General features: G+C 42.0%; 25 protein-coding genes. 13 read left to right on the top strand and 12 right to left on the bottom strand.

Annotated features, from left to right (window positions below):
- Nucleotides 1–7: 7 nt before the first annotated feature.
- A complete protein-coding gene (gene efpL / locus BM232_RS01085) occupies nucleotides 8–574 on the bottom strand; it encodes an elongation factor P-like protein EfpL (protein ID WP_091711339.1) in 567 nt (188 codons plus the stop codon).
- Nucleotides 575–720: 146 nt separating this feature from the next.
- Between efpL and BM232_RS01080 the strand changes: the two genes are divergently transcribed.
- The 11 genes from BM232_RS01080 to gnd all read left to right on the top strand — a co-directional run bounded on the left by BM232_RS01080 (nucleotide 721) and on the right by gnd (nucleotide 11382).
- Nucleotides 721–3918 carry an HD domain-containing phosphohydrolase gene (locus BM232_RS01080; RefSeq protein WP_245752786.1) on the top strand — a complete coding sequence of 1066 codons (3198 nt, stop codon included), beginning with the start codon at nucleotides 721–723 and terminating at the stop codon, nucleotides 3916–3918.
- Between the two features lie 63 nt (nucleotides 3919–3981).
- The gene (ylqF, locus tag BM232_RS01075) at nucleotides 3982–4899 is read left to right on the top strand and encodes a ribosome biogenesis GTPase YlqF (RefSeq protein ID WP_091711338.1); all 918 of its coding nucleotides are present in this window, start codon (nucleotides 3982–3984) and stop codon (nucleotides 4897–4899) included.
- Between the two features lie 45 nt (nucleotides 4900–4944).
- Entirely contained in the window at nucleotides 4945–5463 is a 519-nt protein-coding gene (locus BM232_RS01070; RefSeq protein WP_177207232.1) for a Slp family lipoprotein, read from the top strand.
- 100 nt (nucleotides 5464–5563) lie between these two features.
- Nucleotides 5564–5752 carry a hypothetical protein gene (locus BM232_RS01065; RefSeq protein WP_091711336.1) on the top strand — a complete coding sequence of 63 codons (189 nt, stop codon included), beginning with the start codon at nucleotides 5564–5566 and terminating at the stop codon, nucleotides 5750–5752.
- Nucleotides 5749–6003, top strand: coding sequence for a hypothetical protein (locus BM232_RS01060; RefSeq protein WP_091711335.1), 255 nt, complete (start codon nucleotides 5749–5751; stop codon nucleotides 6001–6003). The genes BM232_RS01065 and BM232_RS01060 overlap by 4 nt, the downstream gene beginning before the upstream one ends.
- A gap of 19 nt (nucleotides 6004–6022) precedes the next feature.
- The gene (locus tag BM232_RS01055; protein WP_091711334.1) at nucleotides 6023–6241 is read left to right on the top strand and encodes a hypothetical protein; all 219 of its coding nucleotides are present in this window, start codon (nucleotides 6023–6025) and stop codon (nucleotides 6239–6241) included.
- A gap of 124 nt (nucleotides 6242–6365) precedes the next feature.
- Nucleotides 6366–7628: a porin gene (locus tag BM232_RS01050; RefSeq protein WP_091711333.1), complete on the top strand. Its 1263-nt coding sequence runs from the start codon at nucleotides 6366–6368 to the stop codon at nucleotides 7626–7628.
- Nucleotides 7629–7631: 3 nt separating this feature from the next.
- Nucleotides 7632–8195, top strand: coding sequence for an FMN-binding protein (locus BM232_RS01045; RefSeq protein WP_245752785.1), 564 nt, complete (start codon nucleotides 7632–7634; stop codon nucleotides 8193–8195).
- Nucleotides 8196–8198: 3 nt separating this feature from the next.
- Nucleotides 8199–8918: a PepSY-associated TM helix domain-containing protein gene (locus BM232_RS01040; RefSeq protein WP_091711332.1), complete on the top strand. Its 720-nt coding sequence runs from the start codon at nucleotides 8199–8201 to the stop codon at nucleotides 8916–8918.
- A 41-nt stretch (nucleotides 8919–8959) separates the two neighbouring features.
- Complete coding sequence (locus tag BM232_RS01035) at nucleotides 8960–9919, top strand: nucleotidyltransferase domain-containing protein (RefSeq protein WP_091711331.1); 960 nt, start codon at nucleotides 8960–8962, stop codon at nucleotides 9917–9919.
- Nucleotides 9916–11382, top strand: coding sequence for a decarboxylating NADP(+)-dependent phosphogluconate dehydrogenase (gnd, locus tag BM232_RS01030; protein ID WP_091711330.1), 1467 nt, complete (start codon nucleotides 9916–9918; stop codon nucleotides 11380–11382). Before BM232_RS01035 ends, gnd begins: the two co-directional genes overlap by 4 nt.
- A gap of 43 nt (nucleotides 11383–11425) precedes the next feature.
- Here gnd and BM232_RS01025 read toward each other — a convergent pair whose 3' ends face one another.
- From BM232_RS01025 to guaB, 10 genes are all read right to left on the bottom strand, one after another.
- Nucleotides 11426–12304, bottom strand: coding sequence for an SdiA-regulated domain-containing protein (locus BM232_RS01025; protein ID WP_091711329.1), 879 nt, complete (start codon nucleotides 12302–12304; stop codon nucleotides 11426–11428).
- 169 nt (nucleotides 12305–12473) lie between these two features.
- Nucleotides 12474–12869, bottom strand: a complete 396-nt coding sequence (locus BM232_RS01020; protein ID WP_091711328.1) for a phosphate-starvation-inducible protein PsiE — start codon at nucleotides 12867–12869, stop codon at nucleotides 12474–12476.
- Between the two features lie 257 nt (nucleotides 12870–13126).
- Nucleotides 13127–13354, bottom strand: coding sequence for a hypothetical protein (locus tag BM232_RS01015; RefSeq protein WP_091711327.1), 228 nt, complete (start codon nucleotides 13352–13354; stop codon nucleotides 13127–13129).
- 13 nt (nucleotides 13355–13367) lie between these two features.
- Complete coding sequence (locus BM232_RS14855) at nucleotides 13368–13517, bottom strand: hypothetical protein (protein WP_177207231.1); 150 nt, start codon at nucleotides 13515–13517, stop codon at nucleotides 13368–13370.
- A gap of 363 nt (nucleotides 13518–13880) precedes the next feature.
- The gene (locus tag BM232_RS01010) at nucleotides 13881–14189 is read right to left on the bottom strand and encodes a DUF3144 domain-containing protein (RefSeq protein ID WP_091711326.1); all 309 of its coding nucleotides are present in this window, start codon (nucleotides 14187–14189) and stop codon (nucleotides 13881–13883) included.
- A gap of 120 nt (nucleotides 14190–14309) precedes the next feature.
- Nucleotides 14310–15626: an MFS transporter gene (locus BM232_RS01005; RefSeq protein ID WP_091711325.1), complete on the bottom strand. Its 1317-nt coding sequence runs from the start codon at nucleotides 15624–15626 to the stop codon at nucleotides 14310–14312.
- A gap of 34 nt (nucleotides 15627–15660) precedes the next feature.
- Nucleotides 15661–16092, bottom strand: a complete 432-nt coding sequence (locus BM232_RS01000) for a DUF6524 family protein (RefSeq protein WP_091711324.1) — start codon at nucleotides 16090–16092, stop codon at nucleotides 15661–15663.
- An 88-nt stretch (nucleotides 16093–16180) separates the two neighbouring features.
- The gene (gene yccX / locus BM232_RS00995; protein WP_091711323.1) at nucleotides 16181–16456 is read right to left on the bottom strand and encodes an acylphosphatase; all 276 of its coding nucleotides are present in this window, start codon (nucleotides 16454–16456) and stop codon (nucleotides 16181–16183) included.
- A complete protein-coding gene (guaA, locus tag BM232_RS00990; protein ID WP_091711322.1) occupies nucleotides 16447–18024 on the bottom strand; it encodes a glutamine-hydrolyzing GMP synthase in 1578 nt (525 codons plus the stop codon). Before guaA ends, yccX begins: the two co-directional genes overlap by 10 nt.
- A 60-nt stretch (nucleotides 18025–18084) precedes the next feature.
- Nucleotides 18085–19548 carry an IMP dehydrogenase gene (gene guaB, locus BM232_RS00985; protein WP_091711321.1) on the bottom strand — a complete coding sequence of 488 codons (1464 nt, stop codon included), beginning with the start codon at nucleotides 19546–19548 and terminating at the stop codon, nucleotides 18085–18087.
- A 63-nt stretch (nucleotides 19549–19611) separates the two neighbouring features.
- Between guaB and xseA the strand changes: the two genes are divergently transcribed.
- The gene (gene xseA, locus BM232_RS00980; protein ID WP_091711320.1) at nucleotides 19612–21120 is read left to right on the top strand and encodes an exodeoxyribonuclease VII large subunit; all 1509 of its coding nucleotides are present in this window, start codon (nucleotides 19612–19614) and stop codon (nucleotides 21118–21120) included.
- A complete protein-coding gene (locus BM232_RS00975) occupies nucleotides 21110–21946 on the top strand; it encodes a peptidoglycan DD-metalloendopeptidase family protein (RefSeq protein WP_091711319.1) in 837 nt (278 codons plus the stop codon). The genes xseA and BM232_RS00975 overlap by 11 nt, the downstream gene beginning before the upstream one ends.
- A 1-nt stretch (nucleotide 21947) precedes the next feature.
- Here BM232_RS00975 and BM232_RS00970 read toward each other — a convergent pair whose 3' ends face one another.
- Entirely contained in the window at nucleotides 21948–24638 is a 2691-nt protein-coding gene (locus BM232_RS00970) for an ABC transporter substrate-binding protein (protein WP_091711318.1), read from the bottom strand.
- Between the last annotated feature and the right edge of the window lie 55 nt (nucleotides 24639–24693).

Below are 24693 nucleotides of genomic sequence, written 5' to 3'. Positions count from 1 at the left end.
GATAGGTTTAGGCTCTCGACATAAATTTACCTGTGTCGGTATTGACCCTAATGACTTCTCCGTTTTCAATATATTCTGGCACTTGAACTTCTATGCCTGTCGATAATGTTGCCGGTTTTGTACGTGCGGCAGCCGTAGCGCCCTTGATACCTGGCGATGTCTCCACAATAGTCAAAGAGACCGCGGCTGGCAACTCAATAGCCACAAGTTGCTGTTCCAATAAAACGGCGACGATATTATCTAAGCCGTCATGGATATAACCCAGAGTGTCTTCAATGTCAGAGGCATTGATAGCGTACTGCTCAAAGCTTTCATTATTCATAAAGACGTAACTGTCACCGTCCTGATAGGAAAATTGCACTAACTGACGTTCACAGTCCACTTCTTTTAGAAAATCTTCACCTTTAAACGACTCATCACGTTTCTGTCTGGTTTTGAGATGATTAAACCGAATTTTATACAGTGTTGATGCGCCGCGTGATGATGGGTTGCGAATATCAATGTCTTTAACAACATAAGGTTCGTCAGCAACAACGACCACCATTCCTTTCTTTAATTCGCTCGCTTTTGGCATAGTTTCTTAGATAGTATGTAGTGAAATGAATATATGATTATACGTCAATGAGATTAGCAATAATATTGGATAAAGCATTTACAACTAATGTAAAAGTACTGTAATTTTTGTTGTGTACAACTAAAATAAATTAAAGGTGTTATCGATTGAGCTCATTGCTGATTAGAAGATTATCGGTTTCAGCTACCAAGCTGGCAAAGCATTTTCGTATATCAATTCGAGCAGCAGTCATACTCTTTTTTCTATTTGCTACCGTAGTTACAGCTTCAGTGGCAGTCAGCCTACAGTATTTCTTTAGTAAGAAATTAGCTGCTGAATCAACGCTACAGATTTATGAAAAAACGGCTAAGAATATTCAAACCCGTATTGACGATATAGATAAGAGTGCCAGTTACACGGTTAAACTATTATCCCAAACGATATCGTTGTCTAATTTATCTCAGATAACAGCCGATAAAAGACAGCTTTTAGCCGATGCATTGCTAACTAATTCGCTATCCAGTTCACTCCATATTGGTTTTAATAATGGTGATTATTATGAGATAAGCAATCTAAAAATCTCTCCAGCTCTACGACGCAATTTAGAAGCAACAACTGAAGATAGTTGGGTGGTTAGCAAAGTATCAGGCCAGGGAAAATCACGTAAAAAGACAGTTCAGTATTACGATGATAATTTTAAGTTAAGAACAACGGTAACGGAGCCGACAAAATTTGATCCACGAAATCGGCCCTGGTTTCTCAATAGTTCGAGTGAAAAAGTTCATAAATCTTCACCCCATTTATTTCAGATAACGCAGATTGCAGGCAATACCTACTCCATAAAATTAGCAAAAAATAACACTGTTATTGCGCTGGATATTACCCGGGCAGCATTAGATAAGTTTCTGAAAAAGCAGGTCGATGATACTTCAACCGAAATTTATCTATATCAAAAAAATGGCGAGTTAATCGCCAGCAATAATGTGTTAAGTCAAAAAGATACTTTGCCTGCTCCCCCGGCTTTTGAGATGACCGATGAACAAAAAGAGCTGGTGAAGGGGATACCTTATCTATTGGTGTCTAATGAGACTGACTGGGCACCCATTAATTTTTCGGCTTCAGGAACGCCCTATGGTTATGCCGTTGACACGCTGAACTATATTTCACAGATGACAGGTATAAAAATTCATTATGTAAATGGTTCTTCATGGCGAGTGATGGCTGAAATGTTTTTCAATCGTGACCTTGATGTGCTTCAGCCATTATTTGATGAGCCAACCAGGCGACTGTTTGGACGTTTAACAGCTCCTTTCCTCGATGTTACTTATGGCATTTTGACAGCCAAATCCTCAGAAAGAATTGATAACCTTGATGGGTTGAAAGGAAAGAAGGTAGCCATACCGGAAGGCTGGCTTTTAGCCAGTAAACTGGAAGAACAATTACCAGAGACACAAATTATTCAGGTATCTAATGTCAGAGGTATGTTCGATGCAGTAGAGACCGGTAAGGCTGATGCAGCTATCGATACCATGGCGGTGCTGACTTATACCGTAAAACAGTTCTTTATTGATGATGTCAATATCACACCTGTCCGGAATTTTGATGATGTAGAACTACCCACACAATTACATTTTATGTTGCACAGGTCGGATGAAAAATTGACGGCGCTGTTCAATGAGGCCTTATCGAAATTAGGTCCCGAGTATATTGAGGCTATGGATGATAAGTGGTTAAGGAGTAATCGCGAAAGGAACTATCAATTAGGCGCGGTACCCTACCAGAAACTACTGCAAATGGCGCAGCATGATTTGCCAAGCGGGTTGAACATTATAGATATCGGTGACAAATCATACTTTGTTTATATGAAGGTATTTTCACTTTATAACGATAAAACCGATATTTTGGCTATTCTCGCCCCAGTCGATACGATTTTTGCTTCGGCAATATCGAGGGTTAAAACATCCATTTTATTGAGTGCATTAGCACTTTTGTGTTTGCTGCCTCTGTCCTGGTTATTAGCGAATCCTTTTGTCGGTCCAGTCAGGCGGCTAGCCGAAGAAAGTAGAAAAATCACTCAAAGAGACTATACCAACGTCACCAAAGTGAGTACTAAGATCATTGAGTTAAAAGGATTGGTTAACTCAATGATGGACATGTCCAAGTCCATTCAAAAGCATGAAAAGGCACAACAAGACTTATTGGATGCCATGATAAAAGTGATTGCTCAGGCTATCGATGACAAGTCACCTCATACCGCGGGACATTGTGAGCGCGTTCCTGAGCTGGCCTTTATGCTAATGCATGAGGTAGAAAAATCTGAGTCTGGCAGCTTTAAAAACTTTCACTTTAATTCACCAGAAGAATGGCGAGAGTTTCAGGTTGCGGCCTGGCTTCATGACTGCGGTAAAATCACCACGCCTGAGCATATCATTGATAAGGGCACTAAATTAGAATCGCTTTACAATCGTATTCATGAAATAAGGATGCGCTTTGAAGTGCTATGGCGTGATGCTGAGATTGAATTTCTGCTGAGTAAGTTATCTTCTGATAACCCTGATGTTGATGAAGAAAAACCACTTTTAGTTAAGCAGCAAAAGCAACGGCAGTTGCAAGATGACTTTGCCTTTATTGCCAGAGCAAATATTGGCGGTGAGTTTATGAGTGATGAAGATATTGCCCGACTGGAGCAATTATCAAAACGAACTTGGCAGCGATTTTTTGATGATCGGCAGGGGTTATCTCATATAGAGCTAAATCGTTATAACGCACAAGCACAACCACTACCTGCGACAGAATATTTACTGGCAGATAAAAAAGAACATATTATCGAGCGCGTAAACGGAACAGAATTTGACGAAAAATTTGGTATCAAGATGACGGTGCCAGAGAGTCTGTATAACTTAGGTGAGCTTTATAATCTGTCGATAAAAAAAGGCACACTGACAGCGGAAGACCGTTTCAAAATTAATGAACATATTATCAGCACGATAAAAATGCTTGAGAGTCTGCCACTTCCTAAGGAATTACAGCGTGTTCCTCGTTATGCATCAACTCACCATGAAACGGCTTTAGGGACTGGGTACCCAAGACAGTTGATGGGAAACGAACTCTCTATTCCGGAGCGGGTGATGGTACTTGCTGACATCTATGAAGCACTGACCGCAGCGGATAGACCCTATAAAAAAGCCATGCCTATTAGTCAGGCTCTTAGCATATTAAATGAGATGAAAGAGACCGGACACATTGATCCTGAGGTGTTTAAATTATTCCTTAAGTCAGGTGTGTATTTGCAGTATGCGAAACGATTCTTACCGGCCCAACAAATCGATAAAGTGGATGTCAGCCAATATCTGAATGATGACTAAACAGCGGTTTAGACGGAATTAGACTAAAATGGTCTGATTCGTTTAAACAAAGAAGATGTAGTTATGGCAATTCAGTGGTATCCCGGCCACATGCACAAGGCCAGTAAAGAGATGAAAGAGATCTTGCCACAGGTCGATTTAATCATCGAAGTACTGGACGCCAGAATCCCTTTCAGTAGTCAGAATCCTATGCTGGCAGAGATTCGTAAGGACAAACCCTGTATTAAGTTATTGAACAAATATGATCTGGCTGATGTCGTGTTGACAGAACGTTGGCAACAGCATTTTGAGCAAGAAAGCCATACAAAAACACTGACGATGGTAGCTCAGCAAAATGAAGGTATCGCTGATTTACTCGCCCTGTGTCGAAAAATGGTTCCGTCTAAAGCGGAGGCGGGAAGACCGATTAACACGATGATTATGGGGATTCCGAATGTCGGGAAATCCACATTAATTAACAGTCTTGCTGGTCGCCAAATAGCAAAAACAGGCAATGAGCCAGCTATTACCAAAATGCAACAACGTATCAGACTTGAACAAGGCGTTGTCTTGCATGATACCCCAGGCGTGCTATGGCCAAATCTGGAGAACCCTCATGGTGGTTATCGTTTAGCCGTGACGGGTGCGATAAAAGAAACGGCAATTGATAATGATGATATTGCCTTATATGCCGTTGAGTATTTGATGCAAGCTTATCCTGAACAGTTAAAAGACCGCTTCGGCCTGGATACCTTAACTGAATATCCGTTCGAAAATATGGAAGCTATCGGAATCAAACGGGGCTGCTTAAGGTCTGGTGCTAAGGTGGATTTGGATCGTACCGCTAAAATCATTCTGACCGAGGTCCGGGCGGGTATGCTGGGAAGGGTAACCTGGGAGACGCCTGAAATGATAGAAGCAGAATGGCAACAGGTTCTAATTGCCCGAGAAGAAAAAGCAGCAAAAAAGGCTGAGCGAAAAAAGAACAGAAAGAAGAAGTAAGAACTTAAATAGATTCATTAAGTGTTAATGACAGGAGGTTTGCCAATGGTTCGTTTCATCATACTTATATTAGTTTTGTCTGCACTGACAGCGTGTAGTTATATGTCGCCAACCATTAAACCGCCGACAGAAGATTTGTCTCTTAAGCAGGTCGCCGAGAATATTGAGTTATATAAAGGTAAAACGGTTCGTTGGGGAGGCAAAATTATTGCTGTTGAGAATAATGAACAGCAATCAGAAATACTGGTTGTTCAGTTTCCACTGAACCGTGTAGGCCGACCTGATGAAAGCAATGACAGTGACGGTCGTTTTTTTATTCGTAGTGCAGACTTTCTTGACCCTGAAGTCTACAAAAAAGATAGCTTCGTTACAGTATTAGGTGAAGTTGTTGATCACAAATCTATTACTGTCGATCAAAAGCAATTAACTCTGCCCGTTATTCAGTTGATTAAAGATCAACGCTGGCCAGCAAATAATCCGGTGTCTGGTCTTCCCTATAATCCTAAACATGACTGGCCATTTGTAGGCTACGGTTATTACGGTACGGGATCTTATTCTCCTTAAAGCTACTCCCCAAAACTTTACATTATTTTAAATAAGAATGATTTGCATTTAGATTTAAATGTATTTATACTCATCTCCACATTGTTAGCGGGAGGTGAGTATGAAAACAGCTCAATTTAATACGCAAGGACGACATAGCATTCATCTGGCTTTTGATGAAAATAAGTTAGAGACATTGATACGTGAAGGCAAGCTTCATGCTGCTGATTTTAATTGTCTTGATAGAAGCTCAAAGAAAACGGTCTGGAATATGCTGCTTTCTACAGCAGCAAGGAAATTAAAGTCATGAATATGCCACTAAAACGTCCGGAGTGGCAGCGAGAATGTTTGCTGGCAGCGATTAAAGAGTTGGTGGTTTATTATCAACTCAATCCCTCAGCATGTCTGGCATTACAAATCAGTCGTAATTACCGCTTATTAATCACTCAAGATGATCGTCTTACCATCAAAACACTTTGGCAGTCCTATGCCAAAAGCTGGTGGGATGTTTATTGCCGACATCGAAATCTGAAACAGCGAACAGCGTTTTACCTTATTTAATTATTCAAACGGAGTCACCATGGCGAGCAGAGCATGTAAACCAGAAACGATATATGAATCCAAAACCGTAGATATCCAGCATTGTCCGGATTGTAAGATGATGCATCTTACAATGGGGTCGATCACGGTAAGAATGAGTGAACATCACTTTACTCAATTTGCTCATGATATAAGCAGAGGTTTGTTTGAGTTAAATTCAACTCATTCATCACAGCCCAGTCTTCGTGTCATGATGTAGTCCTGGTTTTATATATGAATATTTCCTTATGAATATATGAAAAATACCTAAAACTAAGTGATAGTGATTCGCAATCTGGGTATACTTTCTCTTGTTTTTACGATTGAAAACAGGAAGAGAGAGTATGCAAAAATACAAAAAATCACTTTTGGCGAGTGCCTTGATGACTTTAATGGCATCAGCACAGGCAGCTACGCCGACAAATGAAGAAATCTGGCAGTTGTTACAAGAAATGAAACAACAGCTGAATGAAGTTAAACAACAAAACGCAGAACTGAAAACAGAAAATCAAACACTTAAACAGCAAGTCGTTGCCACACAAGCTAAAGCTGAACAGGCAAATGAAACGGCTGAAGCATTAGCTGTGGCAACAGAAGAAGCCGTAAAAGCCTCTGCTGCCCAAGAAAGTAAGACGTCTATCGGTGGCTATGGAGAGCTGCACTACAATAATTTACAGAATCAGGGTAGTGGCGCTGATAAGGATGAAATTGACTTTCATCGCTTTGTCTTATTTTTTAATCATGAGTTTAATGATCGACTTCGCCTATTTTCAGAGTTGGAGTTAGAGCACTCCATCTCTGGTGAAGGTCAAAACGGTGAAGTTGAGCTTGAGCAAGCCTATATTCAATACGACTTTAATGATAAGCATCGCGTTAATGCAGGTTTATTCCTTATCCCCATTGGTTTATTGAATGAAACGCATGAGCCAAATACTTTTTATGGTGTAGAACGCAATAATGTTGAGAAAAACATCATTCCTACGACCTGGTGGGAAGGCGGTGTGATGTTTAGTGGGGAGTTGGCACCGGGTTTTTCTTATGATGCCGCAATGACTTCTGGCTTAAATACTTCGGCTAGCAAGGATTACTCTGTTCGTAGTGGTCGCCAAAAAGTATCTGAAGCCGATGCCAGTGATTTTGCATACACAGGCAGACTGAAGTGGACGGCTATTCCCGGTGTTGAAGTTGCCACCTCATTGCAATATCAGGAAGATGTGACACAGGGTAATGATCACGATGCAGGCAGTGCTGTGTTGTGGGAAGCGCATACGGCTATTCAACAAGGAAAATTTGGTTTCCGTGCTCTATATGCAACATGGCATTTAGAAGGTGACGGGCCTAAATCGGTAGGCGCAGATAAGCAGATGGGCTGGTATCTAGAACCTTCTTATAAACTGACCGATGCGATTGGTATCTTCACACGCTATAGCTTATGGGATAACCAGGCGGGTAGCTCTGTTGACTCAGAAGTACGTTCATGGGATTTAGGTGTGAACTGGTGGTTAGACCCACAGGTGGTCGTCAAATTTGATTATCAGGATCAGGATGCTGAGAATGAAAACGATGAATTTGATGGCTTTAATATCGGTCTGGGTTATCAGTTTTAATGGATGAGTGAAGTTGGCGTGGTGGGTAGTTATAAGATGAAGATAGTCGTTTCTGGTTTGCAAGTCGTTTTTTTATGTTCAATCATACTACTCACCGCGACGGCATCCCATGCTCGTGGGGTTTATCAAACCAATGATGCTTTCTTAGCAGAGGTGTTTAACGGAACGCTTCCACAAAGTGATGTTGTCTGGATGAAAGGCGATGTCCGACAAACTGTTGTAGATATTCTTGGTCACCCTTATGCCGGTTTACGTATTCGGTATTGGCGGGATGGGCAACGAAGCGTCTGGATACTTGAGGAAATTGGTAAAGAGGAGCCAATTACTTTTGGTGTGGTTATTAACGACCATCGAGTAGAGCAGGTGAAAGTCCTGGCTTATCGTGAGAGTCGGGGAGGAGAAGTGAAATACCCGGCATTCACCCAACAATTTCAACATGTCGGATTGGTTGATAATAGCTTGGATAAACATATTGATGGCATTACCGGAGCTACCTTATCTGTAAGGGCTATGACGAATGTCGTTAGGCTGGCATTATATCTGGATTCATATATTAGCCAGAGTTGATCCATGAGCCGCAAATTGCGCAGTTTTCATCGAGTTATTGGCGCTATCTTAGCCAGTTTTTTATTAATGTTTGCTATTACTGGGGTAGCGCTCAATCATTCCAGTCAGCTCAAGCTTGATAAGCGTTATGTCAATTGGGACTGGCTGATGTCTCAGTATGGCATGGGAGAGGTCAAACCCGACATTGCTTTTTTGATCGATAATAAAATTTTTTCCCAATTTGGTAATCAGCTTTTTCTTGATGCAACGCCATTGATACATATTGAACGTCCCTTATTAGGCGGGATTGCACTTGAAGATATTATTGTTTTAACTACCGACGATGCATTAATTCTATTTACCCGTGAGGGTGAGTTTATTGAAAAAATGGGGGCTGAAGCTGGTATTCCGGCACCGATCCAAAATATTGGTCTCTATCATGGTGAGCCGGTTTTACAGACTCGCCAATCTATGTGGCGCAGTAATTTTATGTTGGACACATGGGAACCGATTTCATTACAAGGCGTCTCATGGAGTATGCCGCATCCTTTGCCTCAGTCAGTAAATACCGAGCTCAAACAGTTTTTTTATGGTAAAGGTATCAGTATTCAGCAACTTCTTCTCGATATACACAATGGCCATATTCTCGGCGCGATAGGTATTTGGCTGATTGATGCACTAAGTGTTCTTATTATTTTCTTATCTTTATCTGGATTATGGATGTGGGCTAGACGACTGGGGTAGTTTCTTGTCATGATGGCTTTAACAAAGGAGCGTAATACACGATGAGAGAGGCAGATTTCCCTTATTTGCCAAAGGACTTTATTCAGACTGCTGAAGGTCTTATCTTTGCTGTGGTCAGCTATCATCCCCATCAACAAAAAATTGGTTGTTTTCTGCGTTATATCGAAAATCAAGGTCAATGGCAGAAAATCGATACTGAGCAAGCCAATCGTTTATTAGCCCGTCATTATCCTAAATATCTTTTTAAATCGTTGCAGTTTGATGCTGAGTTTCATGCGGTAAAACCTGAGGATGTTGAAATTCATCATCAACCAGAACAGCATTTAAGGTCTGTTCTTGCTCGTTCTGCCAATGATGAAATTGAGGAAAAATGCCAGCGTTTAATCGCTATTCTTACCAAATATGGAGTGAATATTGATTCGCTGGGTCTGACAGGATCAATGTTGATTGGTCAGCAAAAGAAAGGCTCAGATATCGATTTGGTTGTATATGGGCGTGAGGCTTTTCGTCAAACTCGTCAGGCAGTGAAACAAGCCGTTGCGGAGCAGCAACTGACGGCGCTTGATCTGTCACTTATGCAAGATAATTTTCAACGACGCGGTGGCGAGCTTAATTTTGAAGAATTTGCCTGGCATGAAGCGCGTAAATATAACAAGGCAGCGATTGATGGTACCAAGTTTGATATTGGTATGGTCAGTTTGCTGGAAGAGCTGGTAGTCGATCACCGTCATTATATCAAGCAAGGAATTTCTACCTTAAAAGCCGTGGTGATTGATGATCAGCAAGCATTTGATTTCCCCGCCCGTTACCTGATTGATAATGAAATGACGCCGGAAGTCATTTCATTTACCCATACTTATGTTGGTCAGGCACAAGCGGGAGAGATCATTGAGGTAGCAGGGGCGGTAGAGTGTGATTCGGCATCAGGACAACGTCGTTTAGTTGTGGGATCAACCCGCGAAGCTATTGGTGAATATATAAAGGTGTGTAGAGACTTATGAAAGAAGTAGATAATCCTGCAGTAGCAGATATCGGTGTCGTCGGACTTGCCGTAATGGGACAGAACCTTGTTTTAAATATGAATGACAAGGGCTTCAAGGTTTCGGTATTCAATCGTACGACGAGCAAAGTCGATGACTTTATTAACGGACCAGCGAAAGACACCAACATTATCGGTTGTCATGATCTGAAAGGTTTTGTGAATAGTCTGAAGTTACCCCGACGCGTCATGTTAATGGTCAAAGCGGGTCCGGTGGTGGATGCATTTATTGAGCAATTGGTGCCGTATCTTGAGAAAGGCGACATTATTATTGATGGCGGCAACTCGTTATTTAACGATAGTGATAGAAGAACACAGGAGCTACGTCAGAAAGGTATTTTATTTATCGGTAGTGGTGTTTCCGGTGGCGAAGAAGGAGCGCGCCATGGACCGTCATTAATGCCTGGCGGCAATCATGCTGCTTGGTCAGCGATTAAGCCTATTTTTCAGGCCATTGCTGCACAAGTTGATGGTGAACCATGTTGTGACTGGGTTGGAAATGATGGTGCCGGACATTACGTCAAAATGGTCCATAACGGTATTGAATACGGTGACATGCAGCTTATTTGCGAAGCCTATCAGATGATGCGTGAAGGACTTGGCATGACTGGTGATGAAATACACCAGGTTTTTGCTGACTGGAATGAAGGTGTCCTGGATTCCTATTTGATTGAAATTACCCGAGATATCCTAGCAAAGCGTGATGAAGATGGTGAATTACTTGTTGACCATATCCTCGATACTGCAGGCCAAAAAGGTACGGGCAAATGGACAGGCATGAATGCGCTTGATCTGGGTATACCGTTAACCTTAATCGGTGAAGCCGTGTTCTCCCGTTGTTTATCGTCGTTAAAAGAGGAAAGGGTCAGAGCCTCTAAAGTGTTGCCAGCTTTAACGGGTAGTTTTGAGGGTGATAAAGCAGAAATGGTCACGGCTATCCGGGATGCGTTGTATGCATCAAAAATTATTTCCTACGCTCAAGGCTATATGTTGATGCGTGAAGCAGCCAAAATTTATGGTTGGGAGCTTAATTATGGCGGTATTGCCTTAATGTGGCGTGGCGGCTGTATTATTCGTAGTCAGTTTTTGGGCAAAATTCGTGATGCGTTTGATCTCAAGCCAGATTTACATAATTTACTATTGGATGATTTTTTCATCGAAGCAATCACAGAATCTCTTCCGGGATGGCGTAAGGCGGTAGCTACGGCAGTCAGTATCGGCGTTCCTGTACCAACATTTAGCAGTGCTCTTTCCTTTTATGATGGTTACCGGAGTGAACGCTTACCTGCGAATTTATTACAAGCACAACGTGATTATTTTGGTGCTCATACGTATGAAAGGATTGATAAACCACGTGGTGAGTTTTTCCATACCAATTGGACAGGACATGGCGGTGATGTTTCAGCATCAACCTATGATGTATAAATCAATTAAAAAAAGCGGTCATCAGACCGCTTTTTTTTGTAACTTAAAAGGGTTGTTTTAAGTCATTTTTCCGTTTTAGTGTGAACATTTGGTTTGGTTCTCCGACAATATAAATATGGCCGTCTTTGTCCACCGCAACGCCTTCAGGTTGTTTCATTATCGGCCAAAGATTAAATGGTCCGGTTTTTAATGACAGACTGGTGACTCTATCACCGCTTAAATTGATCATACTCAGCTCATCAGATGCTTCACTCAGTACTAGGAGAAAAGGTTTCTGTTCTACATAAAACAGACTAATGCCTGCAAAATCGTCAACATGTTTAGGTAATGAGTGATTAAGTTTTGCTACATCAATATCGGTTTCAGTATGTTGCAAGACATGATTTAAAATCTTTGGTGGCTCTTCCTGCAGAATAAAAAAACCATATTGGGGTGACCATACTACCCCTTCCATACCTCTGTTATTTTGCTCTATCCAGTTCATAGGTAAGCGTTCACTTTCCTCGTAACTTATATTTTTTGTTGTATCCGTGATGGAAAAAAAGACCAGTTGCTGCCTTCTTTCTTCTGACACAACGAAAGTATTGTTTCCCAGGTAATCAACGCTTTCGGTGTCAACAAAGTTTGATAAAGCAATACGACGGATAATGTCACCTTGTTTTGTCATTTCTATCAGCTGGGTTGGATTGTTCTGTACAGCAAATAAGTGATCGCTTTCGGGCTGATATGTCAGACCAGATAAGTTGTCATCAATGCCATGGATATTGATGGGGTGACCTACTTCATACTGAGAGTTTAGATCCCACAGTGCTGTATTTTTTATCTTAGCTTCAGTGCGGGTATAAGTGAGTAGCAAAATAGTACTGAAACACAATAGCGTGATGGTTAACCAGTGATTGAGAATGTGTTTTGATTTTTGCATGTTTTCTCCAGAGGAAACCAATATGCAAATGAGCTTAATTAGACAAGCTTAATCAAAGCTGAAAATAAAAAGGGAATGGAGTTTTAGGAATAAGAATGAGAGTGATAAACAAAAAAAAGGCGGAACAATATAGTTCCGCCAAATAAGCTGCTCATCGCGTTATTTATGATCAGCTTTCAACTTTGTCCTGCATAAGCTTTTTGCAGTAATAAATGATGATGATTGAGGCACCTATTAATAGAATAGAAGAAGCTATTCCAATAATTCGCCATGTATCAATATTCTTCATATCAAGAATCAGGTAGCGTGCTAAAGCAACAATTGCTATATACAGTGGTATCTTTATAGGTAACTCACCTGACTCGTAATAGACTGCTACCATCGTCAAAACTTCTAAGTAGATAAACATCAGTAACAAATCGGTGAGTGATACATAACTGTTGTCTATCATTATTTTTACTTCGATGCCGATAGCTACCATGGTGGCTATTGCTACTAATATCAGTCCTATGTCCTGTGCAAAAAGAAGTGATCGGCTTACCGAATTTTTAATTGGGTGCTGCATTGTTTTTTCTCCATTAAAAAAACACACCACACAAGAATGACTGTTTTTTAAACATGCTTTTGCAAGTTGTTTAAGAAGCAGAGATCCACATTTGTGTGAATTGTCATACTAGCGTGATGTAAAAAAAGTGTTTTGTCTTTGCGTCCAAAAAAAAGCAATTATTAGGGACTGAGAGACAAGTTTTTAAGAAGTTTGAGGAGAAATAGGAGGTAGGACTCACGCATCATAAACGAGCTATGATGCGTGATGAGCATTAGTTAATGGCGACGACCACCACCAGTTGGAATCAAAAGTAGCAGAGTACCTAAACCAATACTGCCGGCACCAAGCCAATCAGGCACATGATAACTTTCTTTTTCATCAATATGCAGCTCAATGACACCAAGATCTGCTTCATGGGTTTTCTTGGTAAATGGAATATCATCCATGACCAAACCTGCTGTACCAGCAGCAATAAATAAAATACCGAATAATTTAAGCAACATTTTCTATTCCTGTTTACTTGTTATGACCTGGTGCATTTTCGCTATTGCCCGGACCATTTGGATCGTGGCCAGGCGGCATGGCTTGATGTGGATGGAAGTGGTGACAGGCACTCAGAAATAATAATGCACTCAGGCTAAGCAACTTTAAAACATGAATAAGCATAGATTTCTCCACAATAAACATGCGTTCATACTAACATCAGCGATTGTTAAATGCTTGTGAAGAGTGCCTTAAGCGCGGGGATATCATCAATGGCTCACGGCATCAATGTATTGATGTGAACCTGTTTCAGGAGACTGCTGATAGCGATCTGATTCTATTAAGTACCGGGTTGCGCACCCATTCAGGGAAAAAAATACGCAAGTAAAAATTATCCAGTTCAGCGTTTTTAAAAAACGAACAGACATATCAGTAAATCCAATCATCATTAAAGATTAGATGCTATATCAATTGAGTTGGATTTACTGATAATTTTTTGAGAATCAAAGCGTAAAATTGATGAGGGTCGGTCTGTGTTGTGCTCAACTAACCTTTTTGTTTTAGCTCTTCTGATACTTGAATATACTGATCAAAGTTCTGAATATAGTCATCCATATTCATTTCCAGCATCTGACGGTATTCCTCCACAAAAAAGTCGATCGTTTCTTCTCTGGCATCCGCCATATCTTTACTCTGTGTCCAGCCTGATGCACTGAACCATGCGGTATAACGGGCTAAGCCGTACATGAATGAAGCACTGACTTCACCGGCTACAGAGCCTTTTTCCATCTGTTGATTAGCTAAACGAATAAAGGCGTCAGCACGATCAAAAAAGGCATTATCTCTCTCACTCATAAGGTTTCGCTTTTTATTTTATTGGTGGCTCTAAGGGCCAAAAGACGATGTATAAGCATAAACAAAATGGGATATCACGGTTAAGGAATACCGCCTGTATATCCATGTGAGAATGGCTATTTATTGCGCTTCTTTCATCAGGTACGCAGAAATCATTGAGCTGAAACTCATTAAAGCGAAGAGTAATAAAACGACTTGTTCACCATACCAGTGTGAAATAACACTAAATAAACCGCCTAATAATAGAAAAACACCAATGATTGAATTAGAAAGTGCAGTATAAATAGCACGTTTATCCTGATCAGCAATATCCACTAAATGAATTGAACGTCCCATACGGACGCCTTCATACGCAACCATAAGAGCAAATAATAAAGCAGGTAATACCCAGTAAATATCTAATAGTTTGTTGCTGGCGGCGAATACGGTAAGGAGTAGAGCAATACCTGCACTGAAACCAGACAATAGTAAAACCTTCCTGCTGGAGATATCTGCCAGCCGTCCCCACACATAACCACTGACAAGACTGGCCAGAGAAGAGGCGAGTAGTAAGCTTCCCAAGCCACCGATATTGTTATTCAGGTTTTCGGCATTCAATGCCAACATAAAAGGTGGTGCTAAAGCTGTGGCGATAAGTAATGCGCGTGTGACAATGAATAGTCCCAGCTCTCTATCTTTGTAGAGATAAGAAAAATTTTGTTTAGCAATAACAAACAGACTACCGCCACCCTCTGTCGCACCTCTCTGTTCTTCCAGTGTAGAAAATAATGCGCTGGCGATTATCCAGAAACCTGCTGCAAAGAAAAGGCCTATAGTCACCAGCGTTAATTTATCAACAATATTAAGAGAAATAAGTAGCGCGTAAGCAATCACTAATCCGGCTGATAAAGATGAAGCTGTACCTGTGGCCGTGCCACGTTTAGATTTACTGACTGTTTTACCCAAGACATCTTTATAGGAAACAGAGCACATGCTGCGAGAGAAGGCTAACAGGCCTAAAAGGCAGACGATAGTTAAACCCAGTGGAGTACCTTCCAAAAAGATGACCGCAATGCCCATTCCTGCCGCACAGAGGCCTTGTATAAAACTCCCCAAAACCCAGGCATATTTGCGTAGAGGCAGGGAACGAATGGTATTGGCGATAAATAGTTGTGGTAATAAAGAGCCCGCTTCCCGGAGCGGGACTAATAAACCGATGAAATAGGCAGGTGCGCCAAGTGTTGTCAAAATCCAGCTTAAAATCAGTTTTGGGTTAATAAAGGCATCAGCTGATTTTGTTAATGATAAAGAAATAATATGTGTCAAAAAGTTTCTGGGCTGTTCATGACAGGCTGCTTCCGGTATATCTTTGCATGCTCTGCCATCATCCTCAGAGGTGAGGGTATTCCATGCTGCTTGTGCAGCGGTTTTAGTGACATCTTTTTCTTGTTTTGACACAGTTGGGCAAATTCTTCTATTGATAAATTAAGTGCTAATTTTCATCGACATCGTCGGTATCAATCTGACCAGAGATGCGCCGACGAATATGTGACCATGACATACCTACAGCTAACACCGCTGAGATAAGGAAGAGTGCAATATAGCTAAGAATAGAAAAATCATTGATGCCCAGTAAACCAAGATCAACCAGCCACCAGATAATAATGGCGAAGAATGCTAGAGCCAGTAATAATCCAAATCCGCCTAGAGAACGAAAGGTTGCCCTAAGATAAATAGTCCAGCCAATGAGTAGTAATACCGTTGTCATCGCAAAGGGGGGCGTTTTAAAGGTTCCTTGTCCAAAGAAAGCCTCTTGAGCCCAGTGATAATAGCTATAACCACTCGGGTTATAACTGACAAAGACCAAAAGCAAAGCAAACAAAAAACGTAATAGAAAGCTCTGGGAATTAAAGCGCTGAGCCATGTGACTACCTTTGTTATTAATCGAATTGGGAATACATCATAGCTTTTGTTTTACCATTAGCAATAGTCGGCTAAGTAAAACGTAAAGATTAACGAATCTTAAAGTCTGTGATGGTCGAATCAGGTATTTGTTCACTAACTTCTAGTGAAGTGACTTTAGCAAACCGTGGCCCTTGATTAGCCCATTTGAGCATATCTTCCAGTTGCTGAGTTTCACCTTGAATGAGTAATTCTACCCGACCATCAGCCAGGTTTCTAACCCAGCCGGTCAAGCCGAGTTTATGTGCTTGTTGCTGGGCCGAGTAGCGGTAACTGACGCCTTGAACCCGGCCACTAACTAAATAATGTCGTTGCTTTATTCCCATTCAATCGTAGCTGGTGGTTTACCTGAGATATCATAAACAACACGGGAAATACCGGCTGTTTCATTGATGATACGACGTGAAACCAGATCCAGGAAATCATAAGGCAAGTTTGCCCAGCGTGCTGTCATGAAATCAATGGTTTCTACAGCACGTAGTGATACTACATAGTCATAACGACGGCCATCACCCATCACACCGACTGATTTCACAGGAAGGAATACAGCAAATGCCTGACTGGTTTTGTCGTACAGATCGTGTTTACGTAGTTCTTCGATAAAGATGTTGTCAGCTTTACGTAATAAATCAGCAAATTCTTTTTTCACTTCGCCAAGAATACGCACACCTAAACCTGGGCCTGGGAAAGGGTGACGATAAACCATATCAGAAGGCAGACCCAGCTCGACACCGAGTTTACGTACTTCATCTTTGAATAATTCACGCAAAGGTTCAACCAGTTGCAGTTTCATATGCTCTGGCAAGCCACCGACATTATGGTGAGTCTTGATAACGTGAGCTTTACCGGTTTTGGCTGCTGCAGACTCAATCACATCTGGATAGATAGTACCTTGTGCCAGCCATTTCACATTTTTTAATTTGGTTGATTCTTCGTCAAAGACTTCTACAAAGACCCGACCAATAATTTTACGTTTTTTCTCAGGATCAGCCTCACCAGCTAACTCATTCAGGAAACGATCTTCGGCATCGACACGAATTACTCGAATGCCCATATGCTTCGCAAACATGGCCATCACCTGATCACCTTCGTTTTCACGAAGCAGGCCATTATCAACAAATACGCATGTTAATTGATCGCCAATGGCTTTATGCAGGAGAGCTGCAACAACAGATGAATCAACGCCACCTGATAGACCTAATAATACCTCGTCATCACCGACTTGTTCACGAATAGCTTTGATGCTGTCTTCGATGATATTAGCGGAGGTCCATAAACATTCACAGCCGCAGATATCGACAAGGAAACGCTCAATTATGCGCTGACCTTGAGTGGTATGAGTCACTTCCGGATGGAATTGAACGCCATAAAAGCGGCGTTCTTCATCGGCCATACCAGCGATAGGAGCACTATCGGTACTGGCAATGACTTTAAAACCTTCAGGTAATTCAGCGACGCGATCACCATGGCTCATCCATACATCCAGCATGCCCCAGCCTTCTGCCGTGGTGTGATCTTCGATATCACGGAGTAATTCTGAGTGACCACGTGCACGAATTTGAGCATAACCAAATTCACGATGATTCGATGACTCTACAGCGCCGCCCAATTGTGAAGCCATGGTTTGCATGCCGTAACAAATACCTAAGACTGGCAGGCCCATTTCAAAGACGATTTGTGGGGCACTTGGCGCAGCTTCGCCGATGGTTGAATCCGGACCACCCGATAAGATGATGCCTTTTGGATTGAATTCACGAATCTCGGCTTCCGTTATTTCCGGATTACGAAGTTCACAATACACGCCGGCTTCACGAATACGACGCGCAATTAATTGCGTGTACTGAGAGCCAAAATCAAGGATAAGAATACGATGGTCGTGAATATTGCTGGTCATTGAGGTATCTTCAACTCTGTTAAATAACAACTGCCCCAGAAAGGGGCAGTTGTGAATGGTTTAGTTAACGCGGTAGTTAGGTGCTTCTTTAATGATGGTGACGTCATGAACATGACTTTCACTCATACCGGCAGAAGTGACTTTAACGAATTGCGGTTTGGTACGCATATCTTCAATCGTTGCTGAACCGGTGTAACCCATGCTGGCGCGGATACCACCGATAAGCTGATGAATTACAGCACTCAAACTGCCTTTGAACGGTACGCGACCTTCAATACCTTCTGGAACAAGTTTGTCTGCTTCGCTGGATTCCTGGAAGTAACGATCACTTGAACCTTGTTTTTGTTGCATCGCGCCCATTGAACCCATACCACGGTATGACTTGTATGAACGGCCTTGGTAAAGCTCAACTTCGCCTGGCGCTTCTTCAGTACCGGCAAACATACCACCGATCATAATGGTATGTGCTCCGGCAACCAATGCTTTTGCAATATCACCTGAGAAACGGATACCACCGTCAGCGATAACAGGAATACCTGTGCCTTCTAACGCTTTTGCAACATTACTGATGGCACTGATTTGAGGAACACCGACACCTGCAACAATACGTGTTGTACAAATTGAGCCAGGACCAATACCTACTTTAACTGCATCGGCACCAGCTTCAACTAAGGCTAAAGCGGCTTCAGCTGTAGCGATATTGCCACCGATAACCTGAACCTGTGGGAAATTCTGTTTTACCCATTTCACCTGATCCAACACACCTTGTGAGTGACCGTGTGCTGTATCAACAACGATAACATCGACACCGGCAGCAGCTAAGGCTTCAACGCGGGCATTGCTCTCTGCACCGATACCGACAGCAGCACCAACGCGTAAACGTTCTTGCTCGTCTTTAGAAGCTAGTGGGTTATCCGTTTGTTTTTGAATATCCTTAACCGTAATCATGCCTGTCAGATGAAAATTATCATCAATGACCAGTACTTTTTCGATGCGATTAGTGTGTAAAAGCGCCAGAACTTCATCACGTGATGCGTCTTCTTTTACGGTGACCAGCTTGTCTTTTTTGGTCATGATTTCAGAAACAGGATTATCGTAATGTGTTTCAAAACGCAGATCACGGCTTGTGACGATGCCGACCAGATCATCGCCATCAACGACAGGCACACCAGAGATATTATGTGAACGGGTCAGTTCAACTACTTCACCAATCGTAGTAGTTGGTGAAACAGTGATGGGGTCACGCACAACACCACTTTCAAATTTCTTGACCTTACGAACTTCATTGGCTTGTTGTTCGATGGTCATGTTTTTATGCAGAATACCTAATCCACCTTCCTGAGCCATGGCAATGGCCAGACGACTTTCGGTGACGGTATCCATAGCTGATGAAAGCAGTGGAATATTGATTGTGATGTCACGGGTTAACTTGGTGGTTAAATCGACATCACGTGGGAGAACGTTTGAGTACGCAGGTAGGAGTAATACGTCATCAAACGTCAGGGCTTCTTGAGCAATTCTCATCGGGCACGTTCCTGAAATTACCTGTAATATGATCATGCAATTATATCAGGAATATCTAGCGTTATGGCAGTCCAATCTACATCTAATCAGACAAGCGCATTAGCAAATCGCGCCGTGAAAGATGTGTATCCGGTTTCCCGTTTAGTCAGAGAAGCCCGTGTGTTGCTGGAAGGCTCATTTCCACTACTCTGGGTTGAGGGTGAAATTTCCAATTTGGCCATGCCTGCCTCAGGTCATATTTATTTCACGTTGAAAGACGAAGCCGCGCAAGTTCGCTGCGCCATGTTTCGGAATCGCAATAATCAATTACGTTTCACGCCTGAAAATGGCATGCAGGTTTTATTGCGTGTTCGCGTCAGTTTGTATGAGGGGCGTGGTGAGTTTCAGCTCATTGTTGAGCATATGGAAGAGGCGGGAAGTGGTGCATTACAGCGAGCATACGAAGCCTTAAAACACAGGCTTGGACAAGAAGGCCTGTTTGATCAGGCGCACAAAAAAGCATTACCGATATTACCCAAATCCATAGGCATAATTTCATCGCCAGATGGTGCCGCTGTGCATGACATCGTGAGTGTGTTGAAACGTCGTTTCCCAGCTGTCGATGTCATTTTATATCCGGTAGCTGTGCAAGGTGAAAGTTCGGCAGGGCAATTAGTCGCCGCAGTAAAACTGGCTGATCAAAGACATGACTGCGATGTTCTTATTATTGGTCGTGGTGGTGGCTCGTTGGAAGACCTGTGGAGCTTTAATGATGAGCAGTTAGCAAGAGCTATTTTCGCTTGTGAGTTGCCCATTATATCTGCTGTAGGGCATGAGATTGATTTTACGATTTGTGATTTTGTGGCAGATGTCAGGGCACCAACACCATCAGCCGCAGCAGAGTTAGCTGTGCCGGAGGCTCAACAATATATGTTGAGTTTTCAACGCTATCAGCAGCAGTTGACGCAAATTATTCGTCAACGTTTAATCTTTGAACAAAGTCATTTAAAACATTTACATCGTGCATTACCAAGACCAGAGTTGATTTTACGGCAACAAACGCAATGGCTCACGCAGCAAAAACGACTGTTGGATTCGGCCTGGCATCACCAATTACTGAATTATCAGCAAAAACTGGATTATTTATCCGTCAGGTTAAAACATCCCAAAGCACAAATTGAAAAACAGCAATCTGTACTGCGTAGTCTGTCTCATCGCTTGCAGACAGCATACAGAACTCATCAGAAAAGTATTAATCAGCAATTTTCGTCATTACAGTTCAGGTTACAGAGACAGGTGCCATTGTCTCAATTACGTGAACAGCAAAATGTCGTACAAACACTGAGTAAACAAAATCATCGATTAATGCGTCAGCAGCTTGATAAGGCAAGACAGTTTCTGGCGCAGCGGGTGAGAACTCTTGCCGCGGTGAGTCCCCTAAATACGTTGGACAGGGGCTACAGTATTACGAGTAAGCCGGATTCAGGTGAAGTGATTACCGTCGCATCATCGGTTACTCCAGGCGATAGCATCTTAGTCAGGTTATACCAAGGTCAGCTGAGTTGTGAGGTGAAGAAAGTTGATGAAAAGTAGAGCGTGGTTATTTTCATTTTTATTATTAATCTGTTCGAACGTTCTGGCTAAATTACCCGAGCAATCTGCTGTGCCGGGTGGAGTAATGATTTTACCCGTAGGGAATATTCAGCAAGCAAAGCCGGATGTGCGTTTTGAAGGCAAGCCAGTCATGGTGGTGAAAGCAGATGGACTTTGGCAGGCTATAGTTGGTGTTCCACTCTCTGCCAAACTTGGCACATTGCGTATTGTTGTAGAACATGGGGAAGAGAAAAGCACTCAATTATTCACCATAAAAGATAAACAGTATCCAACGCAATATATTACGGTGAAGGATGAGCGGAAAGTAAATCCAAATTCATTAGATATGAAGCGAATTAATCAGGAATCAAGCCGTATTCAAGAAGCTTTAACGGCCTGGACTGAAACCAATAATGAACCGGTTAATTTTGTCTGGCCCATTAAAGGGCGTGTAAGTGGCTTATTTGGTCGTCGTAGAGTCTTTAATGGTGAACCCAGAAAACCGCATAGCGGAATGGATATCGCCGCTAAAACGGGAACGCCTATTCATGCACCTGCGGCAGGAATTATCAGAGGAACGGGCGATTACTTTTTTAATGGTAATACGGTATTTATTGATCACGGCCAAGGTTTGATAACCATGTTTTGTCACTTAAGTCGTATTGATGTAAAAGATGGTCAGACGGTGAAACAGGGCGATATTATCGGTGCAGTTGGCGCAACAGGTCGGGTAACGGGACCGCATTTACATCTGGGGGTAAGCCTCAATGACGAACGTGTTGAGCCACGCTTATTTTTCCCGCCGGAATCTGAACTAAAAAATTAGCTCAGAGATAGGGGCGTAATAGCTGAGTTAATTGCGCGAAGTCGATCGGTTTGGTCACATACGCGGTAAATAAGCCTTCCGCAGAGTCTTTGTTTTCCTGCATTGCCGCAGCGGTTAGAGCAATAACAGCTATATCTTTAAATTCAGCAGAGCTTTTGAGTATTTCTGTTGCTTCGATACCTGACATACCGGGTAAATTAATATCCATCAATATCAGATCAGGACGCTGTTGCTTGATGAATTCGAGTCCTTCTTCGGCGGATATACAATTATGAAAGCTTACATGCGGGTAACGCGAAAAGAAGACTTCTATCAGGCGAATATTCGCTGGATTGTCCTCGATATAAAGCACATGTCGTGGTTCGGTATTCAGTGGTGTATCGTTACGGCGTGTTGAAACCGGCTTTTTGATCGGCTCTAAAGCCGGACGCTGATCAGATTGCCAAGCCGGTTGCTGTGTTGATAAAGGGAGCTCTATCCAGAAGCTACTGCCTTGACCTTCTGTACTGGCAAAATCAATTTTACCGCCCATTGCTTCGATGAGACGTTTACTGATACTCAGACCCACACCGTTGCCTTCAATATTGGCATATTCTTGGCCTAAACGTTCAAAAGCCTTGAAGACATGGGCCTGTTTGCTGACTGGAATGCCATGACCTGTATCGGTAATCGTCATCTTTAAACAGCCATTTTGTGGGACCAGCCGTGTGGCGATAATGACCTGACCACCTGCTTTATTATATTTAATGGCATTAGTGACTAAGTTGATGAAGACCTGTTTCAGTTTGGTCAGATCGGCAACCACCACGGTGTCATTCTGTTCTGGCAGGGTGATGTCTACATCATATTTTTTTGCCAGTGTTTCCAACATAGGTAGGCACGCATCAAAAATATGTTTGATTGGAATATGCTCAATAGATAACTGAATATTTCCTGATTCAATTTTAGACAGTTCGAGTACGTCATTAATCAAATTTAAAAGGTGCTCGCCACTTTCAATGATCTGATTGATTTGATGACGTTGGTGTTCTGAGGGCGGTGGCTCATTATCTGTCAAAAGAAGTTGAGAAAAACCTAAAATGCCATTTAATGGAGTTCGAAGTTCATGACTCATGGCGGACAAAAACTCTGATTTGGCTTTATTAGCTCGTTCAGCCTCTAATTTGGCTTGAATCAAGGCTTTTTGTTCGGCTTTTTGTTTAGAAATATCACGAGCAATACCGGTAAAAAAATGTTTTTCATCCCATTTAAAATGACTGATAGTCAATTCAATCGGGAAAATACTGCCACTCTTATGAAGTGCTTCTAACTCGACTGGCTTGCCAATAATCCGACTTTCATCGGTGGATAAAAAACGTGACATTCCCAATTTATGCATATCTCGATAACTGGCTGGCATTAATGCTGTTATGTTCTGGCCGATAATTTCATCAGCGTCATAACCATAGAGTTGTACCGAGGCTTTATTGAAGCTAACGATGATGCCATTACCATCGATAGTAATCACACTATCAATTGTATTGTCGAGTAACGTCTGTAACTTGAGACTTTCCTGTTTAGCGGTGGCTTCTAAGACAAAACGGTTCTCTAACTCTTGTTTTATTGATTCGGTTTTGGCTTGAATCTCTTCCGTTAATATGCGGTTATGGTGGTGTTTGAACAGATAGAAAATAATAATGACAAGACTAAGACTGCCAAGAATCATAACTAACCATTTAAACATCAGAACCTCATTGTCCGGTTCTGTATAGATAAATTCATCCAGGTCACGTTGTTTATTATTGACGCCTAAGCTTTCGTATACGTCAGCAATCTGTTTCCAGCGACTCAGTGTGGTATGACCAAACTCAACTGTCGGATAAAGGCTGAGCTTTAATAATTGTTCTGCTTCATAGTGAACATGAGCAGGGGTTTTTTGTTGAGGATTATATTTTTCTAATACCAAATCAATGATTTCACCAGTATGTTCAGCAGTGTATGTCCATCCTCGGTAAGTTGCGTTTCGAAATGCATCTACCACATCTGGGTTGTCATTAATATAGTGTTGAGTAGTAAACAGAATGTCGCTGTAGAAATTGATGCCATAGTCGTGTGGCGATATTACCCGGTAGGGTTCATCCTGCTCCTGCATGTAAAACGGTTCATTTGAAATATAGGCTGTTATACCGTCAATGCGACCACTAATCAGATCATTCAGATAGTTTTTGCTGGTAGAAACAAAATGAATTTTTGATGTATCAATACGTTGTTGAAGAAATATAGCGGTTAAATCGTCAGCTTCAGATTGTCGGTTGATGGTTCGGCCAACAAAATCTGCTGCAGAATAAATACCTGAGTCGGCTTTGACCAGCCACACGTATGGGCTAGTCTGAAATGTGGCACCCAGAGCTACAAAAGGTCTCCCTTTCATATACTCCATCACTATTCCTGTGCCAGATATACCAAAATCGACATTGCCATTTTCCACTTCATCGTAGGGATGGGTGTAACCCGTGAGAATATGGACGTCTAAGCCTGCCTGACGATAAAAACCTTTTTCTTTAGCGGCATAGATACCGGCAAATTGAAATTGATGCTGCCAATGGAGTTTGATGGTGACTCGTTTAAGATTTTTGTTATCAGGTTTCGTTTCTGCAAACAGTGCGGGACTGTTGAGAAAAACAAAAATAATAAAAAGCCATTTTAAATACATAGAGATAGCCGGAGTGAACCTGTTTTTATATTAACTGAACAGATCGTCATTCCGC

The organism is Methylophaga sulfidovorans (assembly GCF_900114205.1).
Classification (GTDB): domain Bacteria; phylum Pseudomonadota; class Gammaproteobacteria; order Nitrosococcales; family Methylophagaceae; genus Methylophaga; species Methylophaga sulfidovorans.
Note: the sequence above shows the minus strand (reverse complement) of the source record. Positions and strands in the feature narration are given on the sequence as shown.

Coding starts and splice junctions, on each gene's coding strand:
- efpL (WP_091711339.1), bottom strand. CDS start 574: ATGCCAAAAGCGAGCGAATTAAAGAAAGGAATGGTGGTCGTTGTTGCT.
- ylqF (WP_091711338.1), top strand. CDS start 3,982: ATGGCAATTCAGTGGTATCCCGGCCACATGCACAAGGCCAGTAAAGAG.
- BM232_RS01070 (WP_177207232.1), top strand. CDS start 4,945: ATGGTTCGTTTCATCATACTTATATTAGTTTTGTCTGCACTGACAGCG.
- BM232_RS01065 (WP_091711336.1), top strand. CDS start 5,564: ATGAAAACAGCTCAATTTAATACGCAAGGACGACATAGCATTCATCTG.
- BM232_RS01060 (WP_091711335.1), top strand. CDS start 5,749: ATGAATATGCCACTAAAACGTCCGGAGTGGCAGCGAGAATGTTTGCTG.
- BM232_RS01055 (WP_091711334.1), top strand. CDS start 6,023: ATGGCGAGCAGAGCATGTAAACCAGAAACGATATATGAATCCAAAACC.
- BM232_RS01050 (WP_091711333.1), top strand. CDS start 6,366: ATGCAAAAATACAAAAAATCACTTTTGGCGAGTGCCTTGATGACTTTA.
- BM232_RS01045 (WP_245752785.1), top strand. CDS start 7,632: ATGAGTGAAGTTGGCGTGGTGGGTAGTTATAAGATGAAGATAGTCGTT.
- BM232_RS01040 (WP_091711332.1), top strand. CDS start 8,199: ATGAGCCGCAAATTGCGCAGTTTTCATCGAGTTATTGGCGCTATCTTA.
- BM232_RS01035 (WP_091711331.1), top strand. CDS start 8,960: ATGAGAGAGGCAGATTTCCCTTATTTGCCAAAGGACTTTATTCAGACT.
- gnd (WP_091711330.1), top strand. CDS start 9,916: ATGAAAGAAGTAGATAATCCTGCAGTAGCAGATATCGGTGTCGTCGGA.
- BM232_RS01025 (WP_091711329.1), bottom strand. CDS start 12,304: ATGCAAAAATCAAAACACATTCTCAATCACTGGTTAACCATCACGCTA.
- BM232_RS01020 (WP_091711328.1), bottom strand. CDS start 12,869: ATGCAGCACCCAATTAAAAATTCGGTAAGCCGATCACTTCTTTTTGCA.
- BM232_RS01015 (WP_091711327.1), bottom strand. CDS start 13,354: ATGTTGCTTAAATTATTCGGTATTTTATTTATTGCTGCTGGTACAGCA.
- BM232_RS14855 (WP_177207231.1), bottom strand. CDS start 13,517: ATGCTTATTCATGTTTTAAAGTTGCTTAGCCTGAGTGCATTATTATTT.
- BM232_RS01010 (WP_091711326.1), bottom strand. CDS start 14,189: ATGAGTGAGAGAGATAATGCCTTTTTTGATCGTGCTGACGCCTTTATT.
- BM232_RS01000 (WP_091711324.1), bottom strand. CDS start 16,092: ATGGCTCAGCGCTTTAATTCCCAGAGCTTTCTATTACGTTTTTTGTTT.
- yccX (WP_091711323.1), bottom strand. CDS start 16,456: ATGGGAATAAAGCAACGACATTATTTAGTTAGTGGCCGGGTTCAAGGC.
- guaA (WP_091711322.1), bottom strand. CDS start 18,024: ATGACCAGCAATATTCACGACCATCGTATTCTTATCCTTGATTTTGGC.
- guaB (WP_091711321.1), bottom strand. CDS start 19,548: ATGAGAATTGCTCAAGAAGCCCTGACGTTTGATGACGTATTACTCCTA.
- xseA (WP_091711320.1), top strand. CDS start 19,612: ATGGCAGTCCAATCTACATCTAATCAGACAAGCGCATTAGCAAATCGC.
- BM232_RS00975 (WP_091711319.1), top strand. CDS start 21,110: ATGAAAAGTAGAGCGTGGTTATTTTCATTTTTATTATTAATCTGTTCG.
- BM232_RS00970 (WP_091711318.1), bottom strand. CDS start 24,638: ATGTATTTAAAATGGCTTTTTATTATTTTTGTTTTTCTCAACAGTCCC.